This is a genomic window from Paenibacillus sp. P4_E11, from assembly GCF_056401635.1.
In genome coordinates, this window is the sequence record NZ_JBFUIX010000050.1 from 26,053 (window position 1) to 51,427 (window position 25,375).

Genomic DNA, 25,375 nt, shown 5'->3' on the forward strand with positions numbered 1-25,375 from the left:
TTTTGAAAACCATTATTAATAATATTATTACGGACAATACTCCGAACTTTAGTATGCCACCCCCTAATCGTAATCTGATTAAGCAATCACATGTAACGACTTCAGATTGACTTCGCCAAGCAAAGGCTCCTTGTTCAAATACCTGCGAATCTCATCTACGGAATATTGCGCTAACCGATGCTTCCCATTGTTGACCGCACCCGCAATATGTGGAATCAGAATGACATTGTCCAGCTTGCGGAATGGATGGTCTGCTACCGGTGGTTCCGGATCAGTAACATCGATACAAGCGGTGAAACGACCTTTGGCTAATTCAATTGCCAGTTCCTCTTCGTTAATCAGACTTCCGCGCGCCGTGTTGATCAGGATGGCGTCATCCTTCATTAGTGAGAATGCTTGGGCATTGAACATATGATGGGTTTGCGGAATCGATGGAGCGTGAATGGAGATAACGTCTGATTCTACAAGCAACTGCTCCAATTCCACCTTCACAGCGCCTAATTCCCTAGCTTCCTCTGCACTAATGATCGGATCGTACAGCAGCACCTCAACATCGAAGCCTTGCAGCAAACGAATGTAATGGCGGCCTGCTCGGCCAGCGCTGACAACACCAATCTTCAGTTCATACATTTCACGGATTTGCGCTTTGTCTTCTTCCCATCCCCCATTGCGGGTATTATAGGAAAGTGGCCACATCCGCTTCACTGCGGCAATCGTTAATCCTAACGCGGTCTCAGCTACACCAACACCCAATGGATCATTTGCGCTGCTGACTCGAATCCCACGATCGATTAACTCCTGGGAGACAACTCCTTTAACGGTACCTGCTGCGTGCATGACCAGCTTCAGATCGGGTGTGTGCTTCAGCACCTCTTCGTCGATGGAAGGACAACCCCATGATGTAATGGCAATTTCCACACCTTGTAGAAGTTCAATCACTCGTTCTTTCGAAGGATAGACGGCATCTGTGTTCACGACGACAGTTCCCAGATTTCGAAGCTGCTCCATATGTTTGGCCTGAAATATGTGAGAAGCTACGTTGTTGTCGGCAAGTAGAGCAATTCGGGTCATCTGACTACACATTCCTTTCTATTGACTCATATCTAACTCTCTTTGACTTCATAATACCGATGTAAGGGTTTACTTGTCAACATTAATTTAAAAATCGTCGATTCTCTAACTCACATCTGACTCGGTAATGAGTCACGATGTTCTGACAGTTTTCGAAAAAACAAGGGATTCCTGATGAAAGAGCTCTATCGCTCTTCGCAGGAATCCCGATTTATACCGAGCTCATCCCTATCACTTGCTTCTCCGTCTGATCCTCCGCCCATTGTTGCAGCTTGTCGATTAGCACTTCCTCGGTGTACAGCCCTGACCAGTAATACTTGATTTCTTTCAGAAAGCTCTGGAACTGTCGTTCCGGGATGTTCAACTCATCTAATCGGCTGAAAGTCGGAACAATCTCTCGATGCATCAGAAATCGGGAAGGCCGGAACATCGTTTCTTTGCCACTCCATTCTGCCGCCGATTTCAAGGCTGGAATGCTAAGGGTGCGTGTGCGCACCATATGCTGGGAGCCGTGAGACAGAAGGAAATCGATGAACGTCTTGGAAGCTTCCTTCTGCTTCGATCCAGCCATTACTCCGAGTCCAATCGTCACTAACAACGTTTTGGGATGGTTAGAATAGGGAAGCGGTGCAATGTCATACTCGAAGGGCGCCTTCTTCAGTTCGTTCATCCTGAAGTAAGTCGTCATAATAATCGATGCTCGACCATGCAGGAATAGCTCCTCCGCGTCCTCTTCCCGATCAAATATGGGAACCATGCTTTGCTGCCTCAATAAGTTGCGGCATATCTCGATTGCTTCCATCCATGGACTGTCCTTGATCTCAATCGGCGAAGCACCCGGCAACGGAAACTTCATCCCACTCTGCAATAAAAACACTGGCCATCGGTTCAGTGATTGCAAATACGTGTAGAATCCGATCCGTTCGTTCGGTATCGTAAGCTTATCAGCCGCCCGCATCAGATCGTCCCAGCTCCAGCTACTGTCCGGCTCTAGCAAATTCTGCTCGATAAAATGCGTCTTGTTGTAGCATAATATGACTGGCGAGAACACGAAGGGTTGAACTTTGAGCTCTCCCTCATGCATGAATCCCTTGTGCAAATAAGGATATACGTCTGGGCTCGGCTGCTGGGTTTCCAGCAAATCGACGCAGTCATCCGCCAGTATTTGCATAAACCCGTTGTAGTTGACGATGAACACATCCATGAGATCCGCATTCAGGAATTGGGTGAAATCGTCATAATGTCCCGACATTAGCGGCACAGGCTGAATCCGGATATGTGGATGCTGCTTATGGAACATGGAGATTAAATGGGAAATGTCTGCTTCGTTCACGAGCTCGTCGTGGTAGGCAAACCGGACTCGTATCGCTTTATCATCCGGCAAGCTTGCCACTCGCGAGCCCACCTTCGGGATCTTCTCGATCAGTCCTTCCGACTGTAGCATTCCTAGTGCTTCTCTTACGGATTTGTTGCTGATCCGGAACTGCTTGCCAAGCGCCCTCTCCGAGGCGAGGAATTCTCCGACTGGCCGTTTCCCGGATATGATCTCATCGCGCAGCACACTGACCATCTCGTCCATGCGATCGTGAAACGTACTGCGACTAGGCCTATCTGCCATACGCACTCCAACCTTTACTTGTAGTTTCGTACACGTCGATATTATTGTAAATCAGCTTACACCAAAATCGGTTCTTCGACAAGAGAGTTACTTATGAGTTAGTGCGATGATGTACATTATGAAACAAGCTCCCGGCTATTTGTCCGGGAGCTTGTTGGTGGTTAGGGTTAGTGCGATTAGCGCGGAAAACCCGCGGTACAACTGGTTTGGGGCGGCTTTTTGGGGCGATTAACGCGGTATTTCCGCGTTACAGGGCCAGGTGCGCCTCTTCGACGGCTTGTAAGGCCGATTTTCGGCCTTGCACGGCCCGGGTGCACCGCTTCAGCAGCTGTAAGGCCGATTTTCAGCCTTGCATGGCCCGGGTGCACCGCTTCAGCGGCTGTAAGGCCGATTTTCGGCCTTGCACGGCCCGGGTGCACCGCTTCAGCGGCTGTAATGCCGATTTTCGACCTTGCGTGTTTTGTGGGGATGACTTAGGGTCCTTTTTCACTTGTCTATCAACTGTTAATCGACAGCCTCGTTTTCTGCCATGCACAGCCAGAATGTTCAGATGTAAATTGCTTCACCAGTAACCAGTTATTCACCCATTCCATTATGCAGCACCCTCGGCCACTTAACTAAGGACGAGGACGTACCCGGTTCGTCGGCACGGCGCTATATGGATCATCTGGCCAATAATGCTTCGGGTATCGGCCCTTCAAATCTTTCTTAACCTCAAAATACGCATCTCGCCAAAAGCTAGCCAAGTCACGGGTCACTTGCACTGGACGACTTGCCGGCGACAACAGATGTAAGGTTAGCGGTACACGCCCCCATCCAAGACGAGGCGTATCCGCCAAGCCGAACATCTCCTGTAATCGTACCGCGACAGATGGAGCTTGCGTATCGCTGTAGTCGATTGGTATCCGCGAGCCACTCGGAACTACGAAATGAGTCGGTGCCTGTTGATCCAGCTCCTGGCGGTCGTTCCAGGACAATGTATCCTGAATGATGCCAGTCAAGTTCAGACGTTGCAAGTCAGCCCGACTTCTCATGTTATACACATGCGAACCGAGCCAATCTTCAAGAGTGGCCGTTAATGCTTCCTCACTGAAATCCGTCCATTGCGTATTCAGACGATGCAGGAAAAGCAGCCGTTCCTGTATCTGCTTGGCGGACTTCGTCCAAGGCAGAATATGTAGTCCTTCTATCTCGATCCCTCGTAGCAGGGTCGACATGCATGCGACCGGATCGGGATTCGGATTCGGAATGTCTTTCAAGATTAACGCGCCCAAGCGGTGGCGCTTGCGAGCTTTCACGGACTGGGACTCCCTATCCCAGTCGACGGTCTCTTCGACCTCGATCTGATCGCCAAAATGGCGCTCGAGGTCGCTGTAGTCCAGTGATGCCGCCAGATCGATGCGGCAGTCCACTCCTTGATCGTCCAACTCGACAGCGACGATAAAGTCCGATTGCGCAAGTAGCTGGACGTGACGGAAAGCCGCCCCTCTGCCATTGCGCAGCAAGTAACGGCCATCCGGCCGTCGCTGGGCAATGCGGTCCGGATATGCGAAGGCCAGCAGCAGGCCGCAATTCTCGATGTCACCCGCGGCAGCGCCTGTCGCACCAGTGGCGCGCGCCAAGCGGGCGGCTTCCTCGGCGATGCGCCGCCACGCCTGCGCCTCCGCGGCCGCCGCGCTGCTGCCGCCGCTACTCGCGCCTGCGAGCGCCGCTCGGCGCAGCGCCTCGACGCGCAGGCGCACGTCCGCGGCGGCGAACGCGGCGGCACCGCCAGCGGCGCGCAGCGGGTCGCGCTCGCCTAGCAGCGCGGCGAGCTCGCACGCGAGCTGCCCATGGCCGAGCGAAGCGGCCATGAGCAGCATGTGTGCGAGGCGCGGCTGCAGCCCGAGCGACGCCATGCGCCGGCCGTGCGGCGTTGTCGCCCCGGCCGCGTCGAGCGCGCCGAGCTGAGCGAGCAGCTCGCGCGCCTGGCGGTACGCCGGTGCTGGCGGCGAATCGAGCCAGCGCAGCTCGGCGGGATCCGCCGCTCCCCACGCCGCTAGCTCCAACGCGAGCGACGACAGGTCGGCGACGCAAATCTCAGGAACGCCTCGAAGGGGAAGTTGGCGCTCTTCCGCTTCCGACCATAGTCGGTAGCAAACGCCTGGGGCTACTCGCCCCGCTCTCCCGCGTCTCTGTTCGGCCGAATCCATCGCGACCGGCACGGTCTCCAGATGCGTCAAGCCCGTCCGCGGCGAGAACATCGGCACGCGACTGAGGCCGCAATCGATTACCGTTCGCACCCCTTCAACTGTGATACTTGTCTCCGCTATCGATGTTGCAAGTACGATCTTCCGCGTCCCTGCTGGACTGCTTGCAATCGCCCGATCTTGCGCTTCCTGTGACAAGCTGCCGTGAAGCGTTGCAACACTTACAGCCGGATCAAGACGAAGCCAGGCCAGCTTCGTTTCCAATCGCCGTATTTCCCCAATACCAGGCAGAAACACCAGTATGTCGCCCTGTTCCCGCTCCAAGGCCGTCACAATCGTTGTAGTCGCCATCGCAATCAAGCCAGCATCATCACGCGGTCCCGATCGATAGCGTGTTTCCACTGGGTAAGCCCGACCAACACTTACTACTACCGGGGCATCCTCCATAAGCTCCGAGATGCGAGAAGTATCAAGTGTGGCTGACATGACTAATAAACGCAAGTCCGGTCTTAGCAAGCTCTGCGCCTGCAGGCATAAAGCTAAACCAAGATCAGCGTGAAGACTGCGCTCATGGAATTCATCGAATATTACGATCCCGACGTCCTCCAGAGCTGGATCGTCCTGCAGCATACGGGTTAATATCCCTTCCGTAATCACTTCGATGCGAGTGGCACCACTGACCCGAGAATCGTGTCGCATCCGGTAACCAACAGTCTGCCCAGCCTGTTCACCAAGCGATGCAGCCATGTATCGAGCGGCTGATCGTGTGGCGATACGTCGCGGCTCCAGCATGAGAATTCGCTTGCCACTTGCCCAAGGCGCATTCAGTAGAGCTAATGGGACGCGAGTCGTCTTACCAGCGCCAGGAGGCGCTGCAAGCACCGCATTCATGCGGAACTCCAGCGCCTCTCGTAATTCATCTAGAACTTGTTCAATCGGTAAAGGAATCGGTTGCATGAGTAGCCTCGAACACTCGTTATGTACTTCAATCCCTACAATGTATCACTCTCGGGAAGAAGGAGTCAACCGCGGCCCACTTAGCTATTCATGAAAACAATGATAATTTCTGCTTAGCTTGCCCGTAATCCATGGAAATAGTCAAAATTAAATTGATGCCTGGGTTGTGCCGCAATCTCGTCTTCAATAACGAATGAACCAATGGTTTCTCATACTTCAGAATCGTAATTACCTCTGCCAACGGTCCCCCTGTGCGCTGTACCTCGTAAATCAGATCCACACATTTTTCAACTTCGCTATGTTGATCTCTGATTTTACTCAGCATCGTGATAATCTGATTCGCAGTCATATTACTCATCCACCTCGTACCGAAATATTTCATTCTACAGTAGGTCCAATGTCCTTTACTTGATTATAACACTCCGACCATTATAGTGACTATATACCTAATAGTATATATTTTCGAAATGACATATGTCATGACAGATGTCACAAAAATATTACTAACCTCATGTTATAGGACAAACGACTTATGAATATAGTTGCATGCAAATAAAAATTAATCTGTTTTTGTCACCAAGATCCCCTACAAACTGAAACGGCCGTCCTCCAAGCGGAAGCGGCCCGTCCATATTCCTAACAACAAGTCTACGGGACGAGCGGAATACTTGCGATATGCAATGTCGGATTCTGTTTCAAGCAACCCGATGCTATATAGCGAGCGTAGCTCCCCCCGTCAGTCTTTTCTATCTTCTTCTCCACTGAGGTGCACTCTGATTTCCTCAAGCCTTTACCGGTTCCGCCGTAGGCATCCTCGCTATTGTCATATCCGTATGTGAGCTTCTTGCCATCCCAGATTGCATAGGTGAAGATTGGATCCCCTTCAATAGTCATGGATGTGACCTTGAGTTGATCTGGTGTCCCATTCCGCACATGAGCTAGAAACTGCTCCAGCTTCTCCACGTTGTAAGATCGGTCTAGCTTGAAGACAACTTCGTCCTTGTATAACTTCTCAATCGACTTTTCAATAGCCGCATTATGAACAGTTTTGGCCCGAGCACGATCTCCACTTACATGATGTTCGTACAAGATCAGAATATTATTAACGTCATAAAATATCGGCATACGCAGATCGATCAACTTCGTCTGTGTGCTAAAATCCCAACGCGCAAGCCGGGTTCCTCTTCCTGCATTCTGCATCTGATCTGCTACTTCTTGAGCACTCAATAAGGTGTCCCTCTTGTAATCTTTCATCGACCGTATCCCGGAATTATTGCTTAGTGTCCCATCCCCGCACCCGGTAAGTAACAGCATCCTACACAAACGATAGTTATCAACCATACTTTCGATAAGAGCATGCTGTTACTCCCCTCTCCGATGGTTCAATGGGCCTAATCTTGATCGAACGTACAGCCAATAGCCGAATAGGACTACTGCTATACCGGCACCGACGATCCATGCCCAGAACCATGTTTCACCAGCCGTTGGTGAATCAGACGGAGCGGCTCCCACACCAAGTTGCTTCAAATCGTCGTCCCTCATACGAACAAGTCCAGTCCGAGAGCAGATGCTTGTGTATAAATCACGCTCATCATTCAAATACGCATAGACTAAATAGTCCTCACCTTCAACAAAATCAAACCCACATGTGCTCCAGTCACTGCTAATAGTAACTACCGATGAGAAAACGCCTTTCCAGGATTGCTGCACTTCGAAGATTGCATCTGTACGAGCTTGTTTGCGCAGCAGGCTTCGAATGATGCCTCCCTTCTGCTCTATATCGATAACCTTGCCTTTGAATACAGCTTGTGATCTAGCTGCAGCCTCATGAGCGTCCTTCTGCACCGCACAAGAGCATGCCGCTGCCTGGGAGGGCATCTGAAAGGATACGAACCACCCTGTGAAGCATGCGATAATAAGCAACCGAGCCAACCTTTGTTTATACATCCCGACTCCGCCTTTGCCCAGACTGGTACTTGACGTTCACTGTCTACATATAGACGTGAGTCGGGTTTATATTGTTCCAGATTTAGCGGAAGCTTTCCTTAATTTGCTTAATTAGGGTTGCGGCGACCACATCCGGATGTTCCAGCTTGCCGGTCTCCTTCGCTTCCTTGAAGTAGCCGGTTATTGGCAGGTCCGACACACTCGTATTTCGCGCCATCTCCTGCATGCCCGTGTCGAACATACCTGGGTCGAAAGAAAGGATGGACACCGGTCGCTGAGCAGTTACCTGTTCCAGTCGGATGCTTTCCGAGAACATATGAAGCGCAGCCTTCGAACTGGAATAGACGCTCATTCCCGCATTGGCGAATCGGGCGGAGCCCGAGGAGATATTCACAACCGTTCTGGCCGCGTCCCAGCGTTCAGTCAGCTTGATGAAGGAGGAAGTAAGCAACATCGGAAAGATCAAATTCGTCTGCATGCCGTTCCTTATCTCTGCATTCTCACATCGCTCGATTGGCTTAAGGGGCGCTACTGTTGCCGCATTGTTGATCAGACATACAGAAGTAGGCATCTTCGCTCGGCTGCCATCGGCGAGAATACGTTCCTGGAAAGATTGAACTTGGTCTTCCTTGAGCATAAGCAAATCCTGAATCCAAGATGTGTAGCTGTATCCATTGTGCCCTGCATGTGCTCTAGTATCAGCATTATCGTTTCGGGCAATGCCTGCAACATGTGATTCACTCCCGAGAAGTAATCGAGCTAAGGATGCTCCCAAGCCTTTGGCAGAACCCGTAATGATGTACAAGGACTGTGACATCCATCCGTCCCTCCTTTTTCAACATAAGTTTATCACCTCATATACGCAAAAAGCCTCCTTCCCTGCATCGGACAATTGTCCGTCTGCAGTTATCCAAGGAGGCAATCTCATTGTACAAGTTGTTAGGAATACCTGGCTACCAACATTTTCTTGCGTGTGTGAAACTCTATTCCGTCTCCTTGAAGTATGTTTTTACGAAAGTCTCGACTTCACTTTACATCTCGTTCATTATCCTGTATAATAAATATTTAGTTTTTGAAATAACGAATTTGTTCCATGTCCGCATTTCTCCCTCAGGAAATTCCTCAGATTTGGACCTCAAGATTAGATTCGTTTCACCCTTCATTTCCAACTACAAGCGGCTGATGGTTAAGGAAGTATGAAAGTGTTGCTAATTCGAGACTGGCGCGGCCAAGGAGCCGTAAGGACGGATGAGAGGTAGGGCTTCCGTTGTGTTAGTAAGTATTTAAAATGGGATCAAAAACTACACATAAGAACGCTAGACCACACCTTACTTAGTTCCAAGCTGCGAGGTTGTCAGAGCGTTCTTTTTTGCTTCTGCAAAAAACTGTAGAGATTGTTCGGAATAGGCTGGGAACACTATGGTACAATCCAGGTATGATCGAAACTTATCATCCTGATTACGATGGAGGGGTTGACCTATGTCCGATGAGCAGTCCCAGCAACGTGTACAAAATAAGTTTATATTACCACCGCTTCGCAGATTAGGTCAAACTGAGCTACGTATCTCAGCACTCGGATTAGGCTGCTGGCAGTTCAGTAAAGGAAGTGGTTTGGTCGGCAAATTTTGGCCTGTGTTATCCGATCCCGACATCGTGAATATTGTGCGTGTCAGTCTTCAAGGCGGCATCAATTGGTTCGATACGGCTGAAGTGTATGGATGGGGCGCATCCGAGAAAGCACTGGATCAAGCTCTCTCCGCTCTTGGACAACCTGGGAATGAAGCGATCATCGCAACCAAGTGGTGGCCGGTGATGCGTACAGCCAGCTCGATCACGAAGACGATTGAAGAACGGGCCCGACAGTTAGGCGGACGAACCATTCATCTGTACCAGATTCATCAGCCGTACTCCTTCTCTACGGTCCGCAGTCAGATGCGAGAAATGAGCAAGTTGTTGAAAGACGGTCACATCGTACATGCCGGTGTCAGTAACTTCTCCGCCGAGAAGATGAGAGAAGCACATCGAGTGCTGGCGGATTACGGCTTCCCACTCGTCTCCAATCAGGTGAAATACAGCATGCTGGACAGGCGCATCGAGCGCAATGGGATTATGCAGGCGGCCCAAGAACTCGGCATGACGATCATTGCTTATTCACCACTGGAGCAGGGCTTGTTAACCGGTAAATTCCACAGCGATCCTTCACTTGTTCGTGCGGCAAACGGTCCGAGAAAGTTCCAAGCGAAATTCAAAACCGCTGGATTGAACAAGAGCAGATCTGTTGTCGAACTGCTGGAGCAGCTGGCCACTACATATAGCGTCAGCCCAAGCCAAATCGCACTAAACTGGCTCGTCCACGCCCATGGCGATACGGTTGTTGCCATCCCTGGGGCGTCCAAAGTACGGCATGCAGAGGAGAACATCGGAGCGCTTTCCTTCCGGCTTGCCAAGGAACACCTCGACCAATTATCCGATATTTCGCTCAGCTTCTGACAACAAATAAACGACTATTTCTTTCGACTAATTGAAATCGAAAACGGGCGGACCGCACATTGCTGTGCAGCCGCCCGTTTGAAGAGGGATTCTATTTCTCAAGACTTTTTCTCCATCGCAGCCTTCAAAGCATCACCAAGGCTTGAGCCAAGCGATTCATTGTCACTGAATTGCTGGATAAGTTGAGCCTGTTGCTTCCGCTGTACGCGAGCTCCACCGGCTTGCTCGTCCAGCTTCTCGATTACATTGCAAGGCTTGCACTGGGCGTACTTACCTGCCTTTCCCGTATGCACTTCCATACGTTTGTGACATTGCGGACAACGCTTGAATGACAATGCAGGCTCCGCTTGCCGATGATAGCTGCATTCGCGGTTGGAGCAGACAAGTGATTTGCCGCGCTTGCCCTTGCGCTCCATCAAGGCTGTACCGCATTCCGGGCACTTGGAATGAGTCAGATTGTGCGGCTTGTATTCCACCTCGCTCGCTTTGACTTGCTGGACGAGTCGAGTTGTTTGCCGACGTATGTCTTCCATGAATGCATTAGCGTTGCCTTGCCCCTTGGCGATCCGCTCGAGTTCTTGCTCCCAGCGAGCTGTAAGTTCCGAAGAACGCAGATCGCTTGCTACGATCTCGATCAGTTGCTTACCCTTGCCAGTCGGAGACAATCGATTCAGCTTGCGCTCGACCGTGTCCGTCTGAAGCAGCTTCTCGATAATGTCCGCCCGCGTAGCGGGAGTGCCCAGATGTTGCTTCTCCATCCGTCCAAGCAGCGATGCTTCGGTCAATCGGCCAGGTGGTTGGGTCCGATGGTTGGCCACGCTTGCCAAGCGCAATTGCAAGGTTTGTCCTTTCACCAGTTCCGGCAACCGTTGCCCGGAAGTCGCCCGATCTTCGGCTGCATCCGACCCGCTGACTCGAGCTGCACCGTCCGCTTCCTGCTCCTCCTCGTCATCTATCGATGGATGTCCTCCGCCATTGTTTGAACTGCCACTCCCACTTGCGCCGTAAGCATCTCGCCAACCATTTTCCTTCGGCACAACGCCTTTGGCATAAAAACGCTCGCCTGCCGCTTCGATCACAACGCTCGTTTCCGCATAACGGTACGCCGGGTAGAACAGCGCGATGAACCGCCGGACGATCAGGTCGTACAACCTGCGTTCTTCTGGGCTAAGCGCAGATAAATTTACGTACTGCTCTGTCGGTATGATCGCATGATGATCCGTCACCCGACTGTCGTCAACAATTCGTTTCGTCACTGCTAATGGTTTGCGCAGCAGCGGTGCGATCAACGGAGCGTAGGGTCCTATCGCAATCGCATCGAGCCTATTCTTGAACGTCGGGGCCATATCCGACGTCAAGTAGCGAGAATCGGTGCGCGGGTACGTGACCAGCTTATGCTGCTCGTACAGCCGTTGCAGCACAGACGATGTCTGTTTGGCCGAGAAGCCGAGCATCTTGTTGGCGTCTCGCTGCAGCTCAGTCAAGTCGTACGCCAGCGGCTGCGGTTCCTGCTTGTCGGTCATCCGGACCGACTCCACGACCGCCTTCGCCCGGCTCAGCCTTGACGCCAACGCCTCCGCTTCCGGCTCGGCGTACAACCGCCCGTCGTGCTGTTCGCCACGACGCCACTTCGCCCGTAATGCGCCGAAATCGGCTGTTACGGACCAGAACGGCACGGAGCGGAACTCGGCGATCTCCCGTTCCCGCTCCATCAATATCGCCAGCGTAGGCGTCTGCACACGGCCCGCCGCCAGCTGGGCATTGTACTTGCTAGTGAGCGCACGCGTTACATTCAGACCGATCAGCCAGTCGGCTTCCGCCCGACACACAGCCGAAGCGTACAAGCCGTTGTAATCGGTGCCCGGCTTCAACCGCTCGAACCCTTCGCGAATCGCCTTATCCGTCTGCGAGGATATCCACAGTCGCTTGAACGGCTTGCGCCATTGGACTTGCTCCATGATCCAGCGGGCTACAAGTTCGCCTTCCCGCCCAGCGTCTGTGGCAATGATCATCTCACCAACATCGCTGCGCTTACACAATTGGGCGATCGCTTTGAATTGGTGCGACGTCTCGCGCATGACCTTCAAATTCATTTTTTTCGGCAAGATAGGCAGATCTTCCAGGTTCCACGTTTTATACTTGGCATCATAGTCTTCCGGCTCGGCCAATGTAATCAAATGTCCCAATGCCCAAGTCACGATGTAGCGCGGACCTTCGAAATAACTTTTTTGTCGCCCATTGCAACCTAGTACTCGAGCTATCTCCTTGGCAACACTCGGTTTCTCCGCCAATACGATCGATTTCATCTCATGCAGTCCCTTCATTATGGAGTCCATATGCAAACAAACCACAGAGGCAAGAAGCCTCCATGGTCTGATGTCGGTTCATTCTTATCCCTGGCTCCAGGCTGTTAGACCCGAATATCCATAAAAGTCGATAATCCCGATGGCTGCTGCGCTTGCTTGATGTTCTTGGCAGGATCGCTCATGACATCGTTGATCGCTTGCTTGACGACCTGCTCGGCCTTGCTCTTGCCTGTTTCAATCGCACCCACCACAGCACCTGGCACATTCGTACCACCAATGTTGAAGCTCATCGTTATAACCTCCTATCCGCATGTTCACCTAGTTATTACCATCATACCCGATCTATCCGCTGCCTTCAATAGATTCGTTTCGTGAAGGGCGAATGAAGAAGGATGACATCCAGGCGAACACCGTTACGATGCTGGCATAGATGAACAAGTGATGAATTCCATCCATAAACACGGGAGCTTTGGTTAAGAGTGCGCCCATAATGGTCGTCCCCACTGCTGTCCCAATATTACGGGCAAAAAATTGCAGAGACGTCGAGATGCCTTTTTGCTGAGGCCCGACTAATTGTTGAGCGCCAATCGTCGTGACCGTCACTAGCAGACCGAACGCCATCCCTTCCATGAACATAAGTCCGAACACATCCCAGAACCCGCTTCGCTCTGATAACAGCAAGAAGCATAATCCGCTTATGAGCATCAAAGTGTTCCCTGCGATAAGCAGTGGTCTGTATCCGAATCGGATCACCCATCGTCCCGACGGTACGGCAACCAACAGCCAGCCTATCGCCTCACCTAACAAGGAAAGCCCGCTCATGAAGATGGAGTACCCCTGCTTCTGCAGGAAGAAGGGAATGTAATTAGCCGTGCCGAACATCGCTGCAGTAGCAAGGAACGAGTTCGCGATCATCCAAGAAATCCCACGGTTGTGAAACAGTGAGAAAGGAATGAGCGGGGAGGCATGCCTCTTCTCGACCATCCAAAAAGCGGCTAACATGATCACTCCACCTATGGCATACAGCCAAAATCCTTTGGTCACAACCGTCAGCAGAAGAAGCATGGTGATCCCGCCTGAGAACAACAAGCCTCCCCCGTAATCGATCGAAGCTTTCTTCGAAACGTACACTTCTTTATAGGGGATTAACAACGCGATTGCTAGTAAGCACAATGGAATGTTGACGTAAAATATCCAACGCCAGTTCGCCACTTCGACGAAGAACGCACCTAACAATGGGGCCAGTACCGCTGATAACCCCCACATTCCTGAGAAAAAAGCTTGGATGGCTGCCCTCTTCTGCACGGAGAACAAATCTCCTGCAATAATCGAGGGGAACGGGATCAGAATACCGGCGCCAGCGCCCTGAATCGCCCTGAATAAAACTAACTGCAGCATCGATTGAGAAGTCCCACACAGCAGTGAACCGATCATGAAGATGATGATTCCGGTTGCGAAAACTTTCTTACGTCCATACAAATCAGACAGTCTTCCCGCAATCGGCGTTAATACCGTGGAAGCGATCATATAGGAAACGAAACTCCATGCATATAGAGAAAATCCGCCCAAATCTTCCACGATGTGCGGAATCGTCGTATTCGTAATGGTTGAGTCCAAGGAAGAGACTAGCACCGCTATTACGATACTGATCATGACAGGCCATTTTCCTTGAACCGGTTTAGCCGCCTCATCGGCAGCTGGGTTACTTGTCATACTTCACCTCGTCTATCTTGTCTACTGGATCATGATTCGTAACTCCAATTAAATCCTCCATACAATCCGATCTTATCCATCATGTCCTGCGCTACTGGCAAAATGAACTCCATCTTGCCTATCTCCGTCAACCCGCTACGGCTATGCATCGTCGCTTGCTTAACGAACAATCGATAAGTTCCGGAAGTACCGTTTAATCGAACGATTTCGCGAGAGCCTTCATCTTTGTTAATTAGTCGGACACCTCTCCCTCCTGGCGTTTGAAAGGGAACGATGCTAACGATGTCAGTCAGCTTCACGTAATAATTCAAATGCGGCTTCTGAATCACAAGCTCTTGAGTCGAGACAGTCAATGCGAGTTCTTGCTTCTTATGGTACATCATTAGCTCCCCTTCGAGAGCCCGAATCTTAATGTAATCCGATGAGTTCATAGCCTAGATGCACCTCGAGTATCGCTTTAATTGAGACGACCAACCAGAGTCACTTAGAATGAAATGAGGATGCCTGTCCGGTCGTCTGGTAATGCCTGGATCTGCTGCTCCGCTACCACAACTTCATCCGCATACTGCTCGAAACCTTGTTCAATAATCCTTCTGCACGTATCCTCCAACTCCAGCGCAGGGTGGAACAATCCGTCTGTCAGTAGTAACAGATGCTTCAATTGTGCTACTTGCAGCTGGCCTGATTGCAAATGAATCGTGATTTCTTCCATCCCATTGGCTACACCATAGCCGTTAGGGTGGTTGGCCATCCAACGGTTACCTTGATTGCGATGAAGCGGAACATCGTAATAGCTCTCGTCGGGCAGAATGGCACCTTCGCTTCTAGCTTGCTCGCGAGCTTGCTTAGCCCTGGCCGATAAGCCCTTCACCCGGTTCTCTGTAATCGTTGCTACACGCCCATCCTGATACACGGCCACGATCATCGAATCACCTAGATGAGCGAAGTTGACGGAATTGCCCTGGATCTGAACAGCGGCCACGCAGGTAGACCATAGTTCGTGCATGATCGAGAGATCTGCACCTGCTTCGATCATTTTCTCGCGGATGCACCTGTTCGAATACGTAAAAATATCGATCAAATGAGAATACGGCCCACTATGTTCAAAATTGGCCTTGAATTCATTCGCCGCCAAGTATGCACCATTATGCCCATTCTCGTCTCGATACGTATGAAGCGGCGTTACCCCATCCATGACGGCATAAATGCCAGCATCTGCATTTATTGTGAACGCATCTTCCGCCTCGGATTTCAAAGGGCTCTTTCTATGGAAGTGCTTAACATTCATCGCATCTCGACTCCTTTGTTCTTATTGATCCTAAACCTTAATCCGGTAAATGATAAGGGACTCCACACTTCTTATGAAGCCGGCGCATGGCTTCCAAGACCGAGCGGGGGATACGATCCAACCTCTTGAGAGGGCTCCCTCGCGGATTTCATAGGAATGCTGGCTAAGCCATCGTATTGTCCATACAATCTTGTACTCAACGCTCTGCGCAATGTTCCACTACTTGGCGATAAGCAAGCTTACCCCCGAATATATCGAGCGCACTGCCAATCGTGATATCCAGCTTACCTGCACATAATGATTCGAATAACTCTAAGTCTTCAATGGAGCGCGCTCCGCCTGCATAAGTAGTAGGTATTGTGACRCCATCCGCCAACAGCTGCACTAGTGGTTGGAGAATACCGGTTCGCTTGCCTTCTACATCTACCGCATGAATCAAATATTCATCGCAATACTGCTGCAGCTCCTGGAGATTGGACCGTGTCAGCTCGAAATCACTGAATGTTGTCCATTGATTCGTGACCACATACCACTTGTCTTCTCGTTGCTTACAGCTCAAGTCGATGACCAGCCGATCTTTGCCGATCTCGGCGACGATGGAGCGCAACCGATCCATATCCAGCCGTCCGTCCCTGAATATGTAGGAAGTCACTATAACATGCGAAGCACCCTGTTCCAAGTAATGGGCCGCATTGTCTGCCGTAATCCCACCGCCGATCTGCAGCCCCCCTGGGTAAGCTAGCAAAGCCCGAACCGCGGCTTCTTCATTTCCTCCGCCCAGCATGATAACATGGCCGCCTGTCAATTCGTCTTGCTTGAACAATTGCGCATAATAGGCCGAGTCGTACTCAGACACGAAATTCTCAACAACCGGACGATTTTGCGTATTCAGCGTTTCTCCTACTATCTGTTTAACTTTCCCTTGATGGATATCGATACATGGTCTGAATTTCAATGGGTAGTATCCGCCTCTCTAGATTGGTTATTTGATCGCAATTCTATATAATGAGTGGTGTTCGCATGAAGGCATCTCTCCTGAAGCCTATTGACTGATATAATGCATCTGCATCAGGATTATCCGTTCTTAGGGTCACAATCCTATAATGGCGTGTCGCTTCCTGAACGATCGCTTCCATCAGCTTCCGGCCAATCCCATACCTACGATATGCCGGCAGCACATACACTCTGCGAACGCGACCTATGTCACGAGTTTCGGAATACGGATCCTGATTCAATCCTCCCACTGCGACAAGCTTATCCTGAACAAACGCGCCGTACAACGCCTCACCTGGCTGATCGAACCGATTCGTGCCGCTTCGGTAATCGTCGGCCAACCGCTTCACATGCTTATATCCCTCGAACAAACTTTCATCAACTAACTCGTCCCAGTCCGGAGAGGACGTGGGCAGGATTAAGCGTATTGAATCAATATACATTGATATCGCGCCCCTTTCAACCTTATCAGGCCTATCTTATGCTCCACACGACTTCATTTCATAAGAAAAGCCCCTCTCGGAGCTTTCTCGTAAGTTGCCCATACAAAACCGGATAACACCCATATTCATTACAGCTATCAAGCAAGTCCCCACTTTTGCCGAGCTTCTACCATGCTGAGAGGTTGTTCCGAATGGACAGACCTATGCGCTTTGGGCTTATCGCCTATCCAACGTTCGTCGATCGGTTCAGAGGCCAATTGATAACGAGTATCACAGCTGATGCGATACCGTTCACTCGAATTTTCAGTAGAGGAATGCATCATAAACATGCCGAAGAAGATCGCGTCCCCCGCTTCAAAGTTCGTGGTTGCCCATCGTCCACCGAACTTCTCGACCAGTTCCAGTGGATCACTAGAAAACCAACCTTCCACATTATCACGATCCACATCCATTTTCCCATAGGTTTCACGTACTTTATAGAGATTGTGGGAACCGAGCAGGATCGCCAGCGTACCCATCTCGATCGGTGTATCCCCAATCGGTGACCAGAGCGTGTACAAATTTTTTGTTCCACGCCCCATGTACACGATGTCATAGTGAGCACCGGTAAATCCCCCTGGCGGCACGGCTCGAAGCCATTTGTAATCAAGTGTACGCGATGGCCCCCCTAGAAACTGTGCAAAAAAATCCATCACCTCTGGTGAATTAACTAAGTCCAGATAAACAGGTAAATCTGTGTTCGTCCCCCCGAACATAATACCTTTCTGGCCTTCCCCGATGATGGCTTGCTCGAGCTCTGTATCCGCCTTCAGCTTGCCCATCGATTGAATTTTCTCAAGAATCTGTTGCCTTGCCTTCAACACTTTGTCACGATCATGAAATCCTCGAATTAATATATAACCATCTTCCTTCATTCTTTCGCGCAGTGCCTCCATGTCGTCCCTTATATCGTTAGAACTTCGGAGTTCTGTTAAGTACGGTCCGTTCATTTCCATTTCACTTTTACATATTTTCACTAACACTCCCTACACCTCAACTTTGTCATTATTTACTATCCTAGCTCTTATTATAAAGGGTTCACTACCAGATGTATTTACCCAAATTGCTCAAAAATCATTTTGGAAGCTTGCTGAAAATCACGACCAGTTCCGATAATGTCATGCGTACAAGTCCGCTCGTGGACGGCGCGACGAAATCATTCACTCCGTTGACAACGGAAAATGCTTGCAAGCCCCAAGGACATTGCCTCACCCCGCTAAACTGCTCGTACACCCCTTTGCCTACGTAGCACGCTGTTCGGGGACGGTACCGTTCCAGCTTCACTTGCAGCTCACTGGCACCTTCCGCGTACTCTTCCTTGGTGATCTCTGCGGCCGTACGGGAAGGGCGGGACACGATGTTGGTGAATCCATACCCCAATGCTAATAAAGCACTGTCTTCTTCGGGCCTGTACAAGCGCGGAGTCAAACCCGCTTCATACAGCACTCTCCAAAAGCGGTTATGCGGGTTGGCATAATGATGGCCGGTCTCGCCAGATTTGATGCTGGGGTTGTAGCCGACGAAGATCACGTTCAAGCCTGGGCGAAGATGATCAGCAATATGTGGAGTCATTTGAAATTCCTTTCTTGTATTGATATTCAGCCTAAAAAGAAAAGCTCCCAAATGGAGCTTCCCGTATACTTATTTGGATTTCAATTTCATAAGCTCATTTTCAGATAGACCCGTTAACTTGGAAATCTTGGGAAGATCGAGCCCTTCTGCAATCATATTCTTTGCCACTTCTTCAATTCCTTTTTCAATTCCTTTTTCAATTCCTTTTTCAATTCCTTCTTCAATTCCCTTTTCGATTCCTTGTTTTAAGCCTTGTTCAATTCCTTGCTGTAATCCTCTTTCCAATGCATATTTCTCCGCATTTTCCATCCAATCGCGATAGGAGGCTTCATCCATCATTGCTTTGTGTCGCATCTCGTAGATGGCTCGTGTTTCTCGATCCTGACTTAAATACTCCAAAGTATTCATAGCTTTTTTCAATTCTGGCATATCCATGGCCCTCTCCTCCCATCTTACTTTCTCGGGTTCCTTCAGGAATAACAACCAATTGATAAGTTTATCATCAGACAAGTCATTATCCACTAATTTCGGTAATTCCATAAAATGAATCTCTATATCGTCTGTTAAGATGTGAGCAGAATGGTCTTCTCTCAGATGAAATGTGTTATGAAATCGGGAATTCGCTACTACCTTGAAATTGACTATATTTATGGTCACCGTTTTCTTCAAGTCTTTATACATATGTCCTTCATCCAGTTGGTTTGCATACATTTTAGACCAGTAATACAGCGTCCGCTTATTGATATCCTGCTTGTCAAATAATTGAATTTCCAGATTGATTTGTTTAAGGTCACCAGTTACAGCGCGAATGTCAAGAACCGATAACTTATCGTTCACCGCTTCCTTGTCAATAAACGGATTAACAAGTGTAATTTGGGTCAGTGGCTGTTGCTCGGTCTCTCTTAACGTTTCGTTGAGGAACGCTAACAGCACATCTTTGTTCTCTTCACTGCCAAATATACGTTTAAACACAAAGTCTACTTTCGGATCCAACAGTTCCATCTGATATCATCTCCAACGATTAGATCCAAGTAGCACCCGTTGTTCCCAATATTATACCATAACACACATTTTTCCGCTCAAGCATACTCTAGAATATATTGAAAACCCTTTCTTGGAGTTGAGCGATGGATGGATACTTCACTGGTTTCACTTCACTGGATTTACTTGGTGTTCGTAGTATTTATTATCGGCTTCATGGTAAAACGTAGAGACACGACCCTCATATGTGTAGCAGGTATATTGCTGCTAGGGCTTGTCGCCACTCAATCGATCAGTGATTCGATAAGTGGTGTGTTTTCCAGCTTTATTTTTGCTATCAAGGAATTGATAGGAACGATCCTGATCATCTCCATCATCGTATCGCTCAGCAAGGTGCTCATTCGTACTGGAATCAATGAAGTGATGATCTCCCCGATTACCCGATTGATACGTACACCGTCTATGGCATTTTGGGTCGTCGGTATTGTCATGATGGTCATCTCCTGGTTTTTCTGGCCTTCGCCTGCTGTTGCGCTCGTAGGAGCTGTGTTGTTACCCGTCGCAATGCGCGTTGGCTTACCAGCATTAGGCGTTGCGATGGCAATGAACCTGTTCGGTCATGGGATTGCACTCTCAGGAGACTTCGTCATACAAGGGGCTCCGAAGCTGACAGCTGATGCTGCTGGCATCCCAGTTGGAGATGTATTGCATGCCAGTATCCCGCTCGTTATTGTGATGGGCGTTGTCACAACCGTTGTTGCCTTCTGGATGATGCGCAAGGATATGCGCACGGGCAAGCTAACTCCCTATACAGGTCGATCTACAGTTGCTTCAGGCCTGGAGGACAGTACATCAACGGATACAGAACGTAATGYGCTATCCAATCAAATGAAAACGTGGCTTGCGGTGCTCATCCCACTCTTGTTTGCAGCTGATATTGTAGCCATGTTCCAGCTCGATCTTCAGGGTGGAGATGCAACGGCTCTGATCGGCGGGACTGCACTGTTCATCATGCTTGTGTTATCCATGCTGACTCATAAGGGTGCAGGCTTGGAACGCTCAACATCGTATTTAATTGAAGGCTTCCAATTCGGATTCCGCGTATTCGGGCCGGTGATTCCGATCGCAGCTTTCTTCTACTTGGGTGACTCGGCATTCATCGATATATTCGGCAAGCTACTACCAGAAGGTTCACATGGAATCGTTAACGACCTCGGAGTGGCCTTAGCCAATCATGTCCCGGTTAATCCTACTGTCAGCGCAGTTACACTGACTTCTGTAGGAGCAATTACAGGTCTAGATGGATCCGGTTTCTCCGGTATATCATTGGCAGGTTCGATTGCGCATCTATTCTCCACTGCAATTGGTTCCGGGATCGCTACATTGACTGCCCTTGGTCAGATTGCAGCCATCTGGGTGGGAGGCGGAACACTAATCCCGTGGGCGCTCATACCAGCTGCGGCAATATGTGGTGTAGATCCGTTCGAATTAGCCCGCCGCAACCTCAAGCCAGTCGTTATCGGACTTCTCGTCACGACCATCTTCGCCATCTTTCTAATCTGATCATAATTTGTTTAAGAGGTTGTCCCAAAAATGGTAGAGCAGAACGAGACAATCCCAAATTCTTAACAAAGAAGCTTCCAAACCACCGCCATAGCGGGGATGGAAGCTTCTTTGTTTGTGAATCCAGTACTTATACAATATATAAGCCTTCGGCATGCCAGTCCGCTTCAGCAGGAGTTGTTCCAGCCCATTCTCCATCCGCATGCATAGAGAGCGCACGTTCTGCCCGAATGGTTACATGAGTCGCACTCAACATATGGACAGCTGGGTGCTTCGTATGTGTACCGCGAAATACGCTAGGGAAGAACAACAACAACTGCCAACGAGTAATTCCGTCCACGAGGCACAGCTGGAACACACCATCATCGCCTCGAGCATCGGGACATATTCGCATTCCTCCGCCATAATACGGCATATTAGCGATCGCAATAAGCCAGACCGCCTTGAAATGATGCGCTACTCCATCCAATTCTACAGTAACCGGACAAGGCTTATATTGAAATAACAACCTTAACACTGTAATGACATAAGAGAGACTACCTAGTCCAATCCGATTCAGCATACGTTTATAGAAAGCTTGGTTCGTAACACGAGCTACTTCACCGTCGAAGCCAATTCCAGAACTTATGACAAAGCTTTTTCCATTCAAACGGGCCGCATCGATTCTTGTTACCTGATTGTCCAATATTCGCTTCAGAGCTCCTTGAGCATCGTTCGGGATACCTACGCTTCGTGCGAAGTCGTTACCCGAGCCCGACGGAATGCAGCCCATCGGAATGGAGCCCTCAGCAAGCCCACTCGCAACCTCATTCACGGTCCCGTCTCCGCCAATAGCAACTACAGCTTGCGTCCCAAGCTTGGCCGCTAGCTCCTTCGCCAACACAGCAGCGTGTCCGCTATATTCCGTAAAGCGAACCCCATATTGTGCCTCGGCCCCCTGCAAGAGCCGCTCAATCTCCTGCCAACGAGAAGCGCCTTTTCCGTTCCCTGACAGACGATTGACTATGAACCATATCATGTGGCATCTCCCTCTGCGAACCATGCCTGGAAGTACAAAAAAAGTACAACGCTTCTGTCGGCTTGCTTAACAGAACCATTGTACTATCCCGTTCGGTACTAGTCACTGCAATTTTTTGATTCAACCGTAGCAGCATCCAGCTTGATATTCTCAGACACGGTGTCTCTCACTACCGAAACGACCATTTGAAGCAAATAATTGATRTCTTCTTGAGATTGTTTGAATTGTTCCACAACTGGAAATCCGTCCAATTGATCCTGCAGTTCCTCAATCTCCAGATTAATCTTCTCTACCATCTTCGCATTTTGGAAAGACTCGAAGGCAACTGCTTCTTTTTGCCGTTTCTTAATGAGCTTGATCAAGTCTTGTACTTCATGATTTTCTTTAATTTGCTGCTCAGCCTTGCGGTAGAATAYGACTTCATCTGACGTGGAGATCAAGTTCGCCAAGTCTGTTGTACGCTTCATAATGTCTTCACGAACGATTAGGTCTCTTACATTGAACTTCTCGATTCCACAGTTGCCTTCGTGATCATGCTCATGATGATCATGGCTATGTTGATGCGCTGCCATTCCATTCACTCCTTTGTATTGTTTCTTCTAGCCGACATTAGCATTATCCGAAAGACGCACTAGTTCGCCCTTCAGCACCCAAGTCTGCGGTTCAGTAATAAGGACATGTACCAATTGTCCGGTCAGTCCAGCATGTCCTTGGAAATGTACAAGCTTATTCGTTCTAGTCCGTCCAGATAACATATCAGGGTTGTTCTTACTCTCCCCCTCCACCAATACCTCAACAACTTGCCCCCGCATGGCCTCATTGCGTTCCCGGCCAATCACATTCAACAGTTCATTCAAGCGAGCCAAGCGAGTCTTCTTCAGTTCAGGGTCCACATTATCTTCCATCTCGGCTGCAGGTGTTCCTGTTCTAGGAGAATATATGAATGTGTAGGCAGAATCATATCGCACTTCCCGCACTAACGAAAGCGTGTCTTCGAACTGTTCATCTGTTTCACCAGGGAATCCTACTATGATATCCGTTGTTAGCACTACATCCGGAATAGCTTGCTTGATCTTGCGCACTAGCTCTAAGTAGTGCTCGCGCGAATATTTCCGACTCATCTTCTTGAGCACTTCCGTACTGCCCGACTGAACCGGGAGATGGATATGCTCCACCAGATTGCCACGTTTAGCAAGTACCTCGACCAGTTGATCGTCAAAATCCCGGGGATGCGACGTTGTAAAGCGGATACGTGGGATGTCGATTTTCTTAACATCTTCCATCAAGTTGGCGAACGAGTAAGTCAGATCTGTGAAGTCTTTTCCATACGCGTTCACGTTCTGACCTAGCAGGGTAATCTCCTTGAACCCAAGACGTGCCAACTCCCGAATTTCTGCAAGAACATCCTGCGGCCGTCTGCTACGTTCCTTGCCTCTGGTATACGGTACAATACAGTATGTACAGAACTTGTCACAGCCGTACATAATGTTGACCCAGCCCTTCATACCCTCACGTTTCTTCGGCAAATTCTCGATGATATCGCCTTCCTTCGACCACACCTCAACAACCATTTCCTTGCCGAAATATGCGTCCTTCAACAGAGCGGGAAGCCGATGAATGTTATGTGTGCCGAAGATTAAGTCGACGAACGAGTGCTTCTGCATAATCCGGCTGACCACGGACTCTTCCTGAGACATACAGCCGCATACGCCTAAGATCAGCGAAGGTTTCTCGATCTTCAGATGCTTCAAGTGACCCAGTTCACCGAACACCTTATCCTCCGCATTCTCGCGAATCGCACAAGTGTTCAGCAGTATAATATCGGCCTCGTTGCGATCATCCGTAGACGTATAGCTCATCGCTTCGAGCATCCCTCTCATGACTTCGGTATCATGCTCGTTCATCTGGCAGCCGTATGTCGTAATGTTGTACAACTTACCTGCACCGATCGATCTCATGTCATCCGGAATTCCGGTTTCATACAGAACTTGAACGTCTTCCTTGCCTCTTCGTTTCTCTTCTTTATAGGAAGGCTGGGAAACAATATGAATTTCTCGGCCGTTCACTCGGATGTGCTTGCCATGTTCATCTTCACGGAGAACTTTGGCATTCGACATATCGAAGTACTTGGAGTAGTCCTTCGTGTCTTTGCTTGAATTGGTCATGTTCGTACCCTACTTTCTAGCCAGCTATCCCAAAAAGTATACCATTTTTCACTAGAAAATAAAACGTCTTCACAATTTCTACCCATAGATTACCAGGCAGTTCGAAACTTAAACACTCCGCAATATAACCGCAACATCACCAGTCTTCACACCTGCTGCGTTCGCTTCATCCGTGTCGATATGAAGATCTAGCGCATATGACTCCGAGACGCGTGCAAGTACATCCGTAAACACCAACGGTCGTTCTCCATGTAGCTCTACATGAAGCCGTTCTTTGTCCCGAATCCCCCATGCTGCTGCCTCTGACGTATGTAGGTGGATATGTCGAGCCGCCACGATAACACCTTGATTGAGTTCTACGTGCCCATTTGGCCCCTTCACTAAGAGACCAGGCGTCCCCTCGATGTTACCAGATTCGCGTACAGGAGCATTAATGCCGAGTGTGAAAGCATCAGTTCGTGATACTTCAATTTGCGTACTCCCGCGTGTAGGTCCCAATATTCTGACTTTCGCGAATCCACCTTTGGGCCCTTCGATCGCCACCGTCTCCTCCGCCGCATATTGTCCTGGTTGACTCAATTCTTTCATCGGCTTCAATTCATAACCATCACCGAACAACACTTGCAAATGCTCTCTGGATAAATGAATATGTCGGGCAGATACTCCGATTGGCACGTTATGCGGGGCGTTCGGAGTATCGTTCAAATTGTGTTCTTGCATTTCGATAAAAACCTCCTTGGGGTTTCTCTATGGGATCATCATTTATATCCTCTGCCCTCAGTATACCCATGTCACTGCAAAAGGAAAAGACGCGTGATCAGCTCACACGCCTTTTTCCTGTATGAAACTTATTTAAACTCGGCTACCAGCTTGGAGAAATCCGCTTCGCTCATTTTCAAGTCTTGTTTGGAGAGCGACTCCGCTCGGAAACCTGGAACTTGCTCTTCGTAGCTTTGGTTTTCTTTGTTCTGTTAGATGATCCCGGTCAACATCCCGTTCGTCTCCATCAACTTCGTCATGGC

The 25,375-nt window shown here is 49.6% G+C and carries 23 protein-coding genes; 2 read left to right on the top strand and 21 right to left on the bottom strand.

The features are described from left to right. Positions 1 to 78 precede the first annotated feature (78 nt). The 7 genes from AC1DWB_RS19000 to AC1DWB_RS19030 all read right to left on the bottom strand — a co-directional run bounded on the left by AC1DWB_RS19000 (position 79) and on the right by AC1DWB_RS19030 (position 8,599). The gene (locus AC1DWB_RS19000; protein WP_477542661.1) at positions 79 to 1,071 is read right to left on the bottom strand and encodes a hydroxyacid dehydrogenase; all 993 of its coding nucleotides are present in this window, start codon (positions 1,069 to 1,071) and stop codon (positions 79 to 81) included. Between the two features lie 211 nt (positions 1,072 to 1,282). Continuing rightward, on the bottom strand, positions 1,283 to 2,689 hold the full coding sequence (locus AC1DWB_RS19005) for an extracellular solute-binding protein (RefSeq protein WP_477542662.1): 1,407 nt from the start codon (positions 2,687 to 2,689) through the stop codon (positions 1,283 to 1,285). A gap of 617 nt (positions 2,690 to 3,306) precedes the next feature. Continuing rightward, positions 3,307 to 5,835, bottom strand: a complete 2,529-nt coding sequence (hrpB, locus tag AC1DWB_RS19010) for an ATP-dependent helicase HrpB (protein ID WP_477542663.1) — start codon at positions 5,833 to 5,835, stop codon at positions 3,307 to 3,309. Positions 5,836 to 5,923: 88 nt separating this feature from the next. After that, on the bottom strand, positions 5,924 to 6,184 hold the full coding sequence (locus tag AC1DWB_RS19015; protein ID WP_477542664.1) for a hypothetical protein: 261 nt from the start codon (positions 6,182 to 6,184) through the stop codon (positions 5,924 to 5,926). A gap of 299 nt (positions 6,185 to 6,483) precedes the next feature. Further along, on the bottom strand, positions 6,484 to 7,062 hold the full coding sequence (locus tag AC1DWB_RS19020; protein WP_477542665.1) for a DUF4362 domain-containing protein: 579 nt from the start codon (positions 7,060 to 7,062) through the stop codon (positions 6,484 to 6,486). Between the two features lie 135 nt (positions 7,063 to 7,197). Further along, positions 7,198 to 7,782: a hypothetical protein gene (locus AC1DWB_RS19025; RefSeq protein WP_477542666.1), complete on the bottom strand. Its 585-nt coding sequence runs from the start codon at positions 7,780 to 7,782 to the stop codon at positions 7,198 to 7,200. An 82-nt stretch (positions 7,783 to 7,864) separates the two neighbouring features. Further along, entirely contained in the window at positions 7,865 to 8,599 is a 735-nt protein-coding gene (locus tag AC1DWB_RS19030; protein WP_477542667.1) for an SDR family NAD(P)-dependent oxidoreductase, read from the bottom strand. A gap of 662 nt (positions 8,600 to 9,261) precedes the next feature. On the opposite strand from AC1DWB_RS19030, the gene AC1DWB_RS19035 reads away from it, so the two are divergent. Next, positions 9,262 to 10,272, top strand: coding sequence for an aldo/keto reductase (locus AC1DWB_RS19035; RefSeq protein WP_477542668.1), 1,011 nt, complete (start codon positions 9,262 to 9,264; stop codon positions 10,270 to 10,272). 98 nt (positions 10,273 to 10,370) lie between these two features. Here the strand turns inward: AC1DWB_RS19035 and AC1DWB_RS19040 are convergent, their stop codons facing one another. The 10 genes from AC1DWB_RS19040 to AC1DWB_RS19085 form a co-directional block, all read right to left on the bottom strand. Beyond that, complete coding sequence (locus AC1DWB_RS19040; RefSeq protein ID WP_477542669.1) at positions 10,371 to 12,578, bottom strand: DNA topoisomerase III; 2,208 nt, start codon at positions 12,576 to 12,578, stop codon at positions 10,371 to 10,373. A 104-nt stretch (positions 12,579 to 12,682) separates the two neighbouring features. After that, complete coding sequence (locus AC1DWB_RS19045) at positions 12,683 to 12,868, bottom strand: hypothetical protein (RefSeq protein WP_477542670.1); 186 nt, start codon at positions 12,866 to 12,868, stop codon at positions 12,683 to 12,685. Positions 12,869 to 12,920: 52 nt separating this feature from the next. After that, the gene (locus tag AC1DWB_RS19050; RefSeq protein WP_477542671.1) at positions 12,921 to 14,291 is read right to left on the bottom strand and encodes an MFS transporter; all 1,371 of its coding nucleotides are present in this window, start codon (positions 14,289 to 14,291) and stop codon (positions 12,921 to 12,923) included. 29 nt (positions 14,292 to 14,320) lie between these two features. After that, positions 14,321 to 14,722, bottom strand: coding sequence for a hypothetical protein (locus AC1DWB_RS19055; protein WP_477542672.1), 402 nt, complete (start codon positions 14,720 to 14,722; stop codon positions 14,321 to 14,323). A 53-nt stretch (positions 14,723 to 14,775) separates the two neighbouring features. Further along, a complete protein-coding gene (locus AC1DWB_RS19060) occupies positions 14,776 to 15,579 on the bottom strand; it encodes a protein phosphatase 2C domain-containing protein (RefSeq protein ID WP_477542673.1) in 804 nt (267 codons plus the stop codon). 196 nt (positions 15,580 to 15,775) lie between these two features. Further along, positions 15,776 to 16,534 (bottom strand): phosphoribosylformimino-5-aminoimidazole carboxamide ribotide isomerase, encoded by a 759-nt coding sequence (gene hisA / locus AC1DWB_RS19065; RefSeq protein WP_477542674.1) that lies wholly within the window; start codon positions 16,532 to 16,534, stop codon positions 15,776 to 15,778. A gap of 43 nt (positions 16,535 to 16,577) precedes the next feature. After that, entirely contained in the window at positions 16,578 to 17,015 is a 438-nt protein-coding gene (locus tag AC1DWB_RS19070) for a GNAT family N-acetyltransferase (protein ID WP_477542675.1), read from the bottom strand. A gap of 137 nt (positions 17,016 to 17,152) precedes the next feature. Further along, entirely contained in the window at positions 17,153 to 17,929 is a 777-nt protein-coding gene (locus tag AC1DWB_RS19075) for a phytanoyl-CoA dioxygenase family protein (RefSeq protein WP_477542676.1), read from the bottom strand. A gap of 199 nt (positions 17,930 to 18,128) precedes the next feature. After that, the gene (locus AC1DWB_RS19080; RefSeq protein WP_477542677.1) at positions 18,129 to 18,626 is read right to left on the bottom strand and encodes a mismatch-specific DNA-glycosylase; all 498 of its coding nucleotides are present in this window, start codon (positions 18,624 to 18,626) and stop codon (positions 18,129 to 18,131) included. Positions 18,627 to 18,695: 69 nt separating this feature from the next. Further along, complete coding sequence (locus tag AC1DWB_RS19085) at positions 18,696 to 19,628, bottom strand: Rpn family recombination-promoting nuclease/putative transposase (RefSeq protein ID WP_477542678.1); 933 nt, start codon at positions 19,626 to 19,628, stop codon at positions 18,696 to 18,698. Positions 19,629 to 19,757: 129 nt separating this feature from the next. Here AC1DWB_RS19085 and AC1DWB_RS19090 point away from each other — a divergent pair, with 129 nt between their 5' ends. Then, entirely contained in the window at positions 19,758 to 21,170 is a 1,413-nt protein-coding gene (locus AC1DWB_RS19090) for a hypothetical protein (protein WP_477542679.1), read from the top strand. A gap of 130 nt (positions 21,171 to 21,300) precedes the next feature. Here the strand turns inward: AC1DWB_RS19090 and AC1DWB_RS19095 are convergent, their stop codons facing one another. The 4 genes from AC1DWB_RS19095 to pduL all read right to left on the bottom strand — a co-directional run bounded on the left by AC1DWB_RS19095 (position 21,301) and on the right by pduL (position 25,073). Further along, on the bottom strand, positions 21,301 to 22,188 hold the full coding sequence (locus AC1DWB_RS19095) for a diacylglycerol/lipid kinase family protein (RefSeq protein WP_477542680.1): 888 nt from the start codon (positions 22,186 to 22,188) through the stop codon (positions 21,301 to 21,303). 98 nt (positions 22,189 to 22,286) lie between these two features. Continuing rightward, positions 22,287 to 22,760, bottom strand: a complete 474-nt coding sequence (locus tag AC1DWB_RS19100; RefSeq protein ID WP_477542681.1) for a YlbF/YmcA family competence regulator — start codon at positions 22,758 to 22,760, stop codon at positions 22,287 to 22,289. A 27-nt stretch (positions 22,761 to 22,787) separates the two neighbouring features. After that, positions 22,788 to 24,353: a tRNA (N6-isopentenyl adenosine(37)-C2)-methylthiotransferase MiaB gene (miaB, locus tag AC1DWB_RS19105; RefSeq protein WP_477542682.1), complete on the bottom strand. Its 1,566-nt coding sequence runs from the start codon at positions 24,351 to 24,353 to the stop codon at positions 22,788 to 22,790. Between the two features lie 108 nt (positions 24,354 to 24,461). Then, a complete protein-coding gene (gene pduL / locus AC1DWB_RS19110; RefSeq protein WP_477542683.1) occupies positions 24,462 to 25,073 on the bottom strand; it encodes a phosphate propanoyltransferase in 612 nt (203 codons plus the stop codon). Between the last annotated feature and the right edge of the window lie 302 nt (positions 25,074 to 25,375).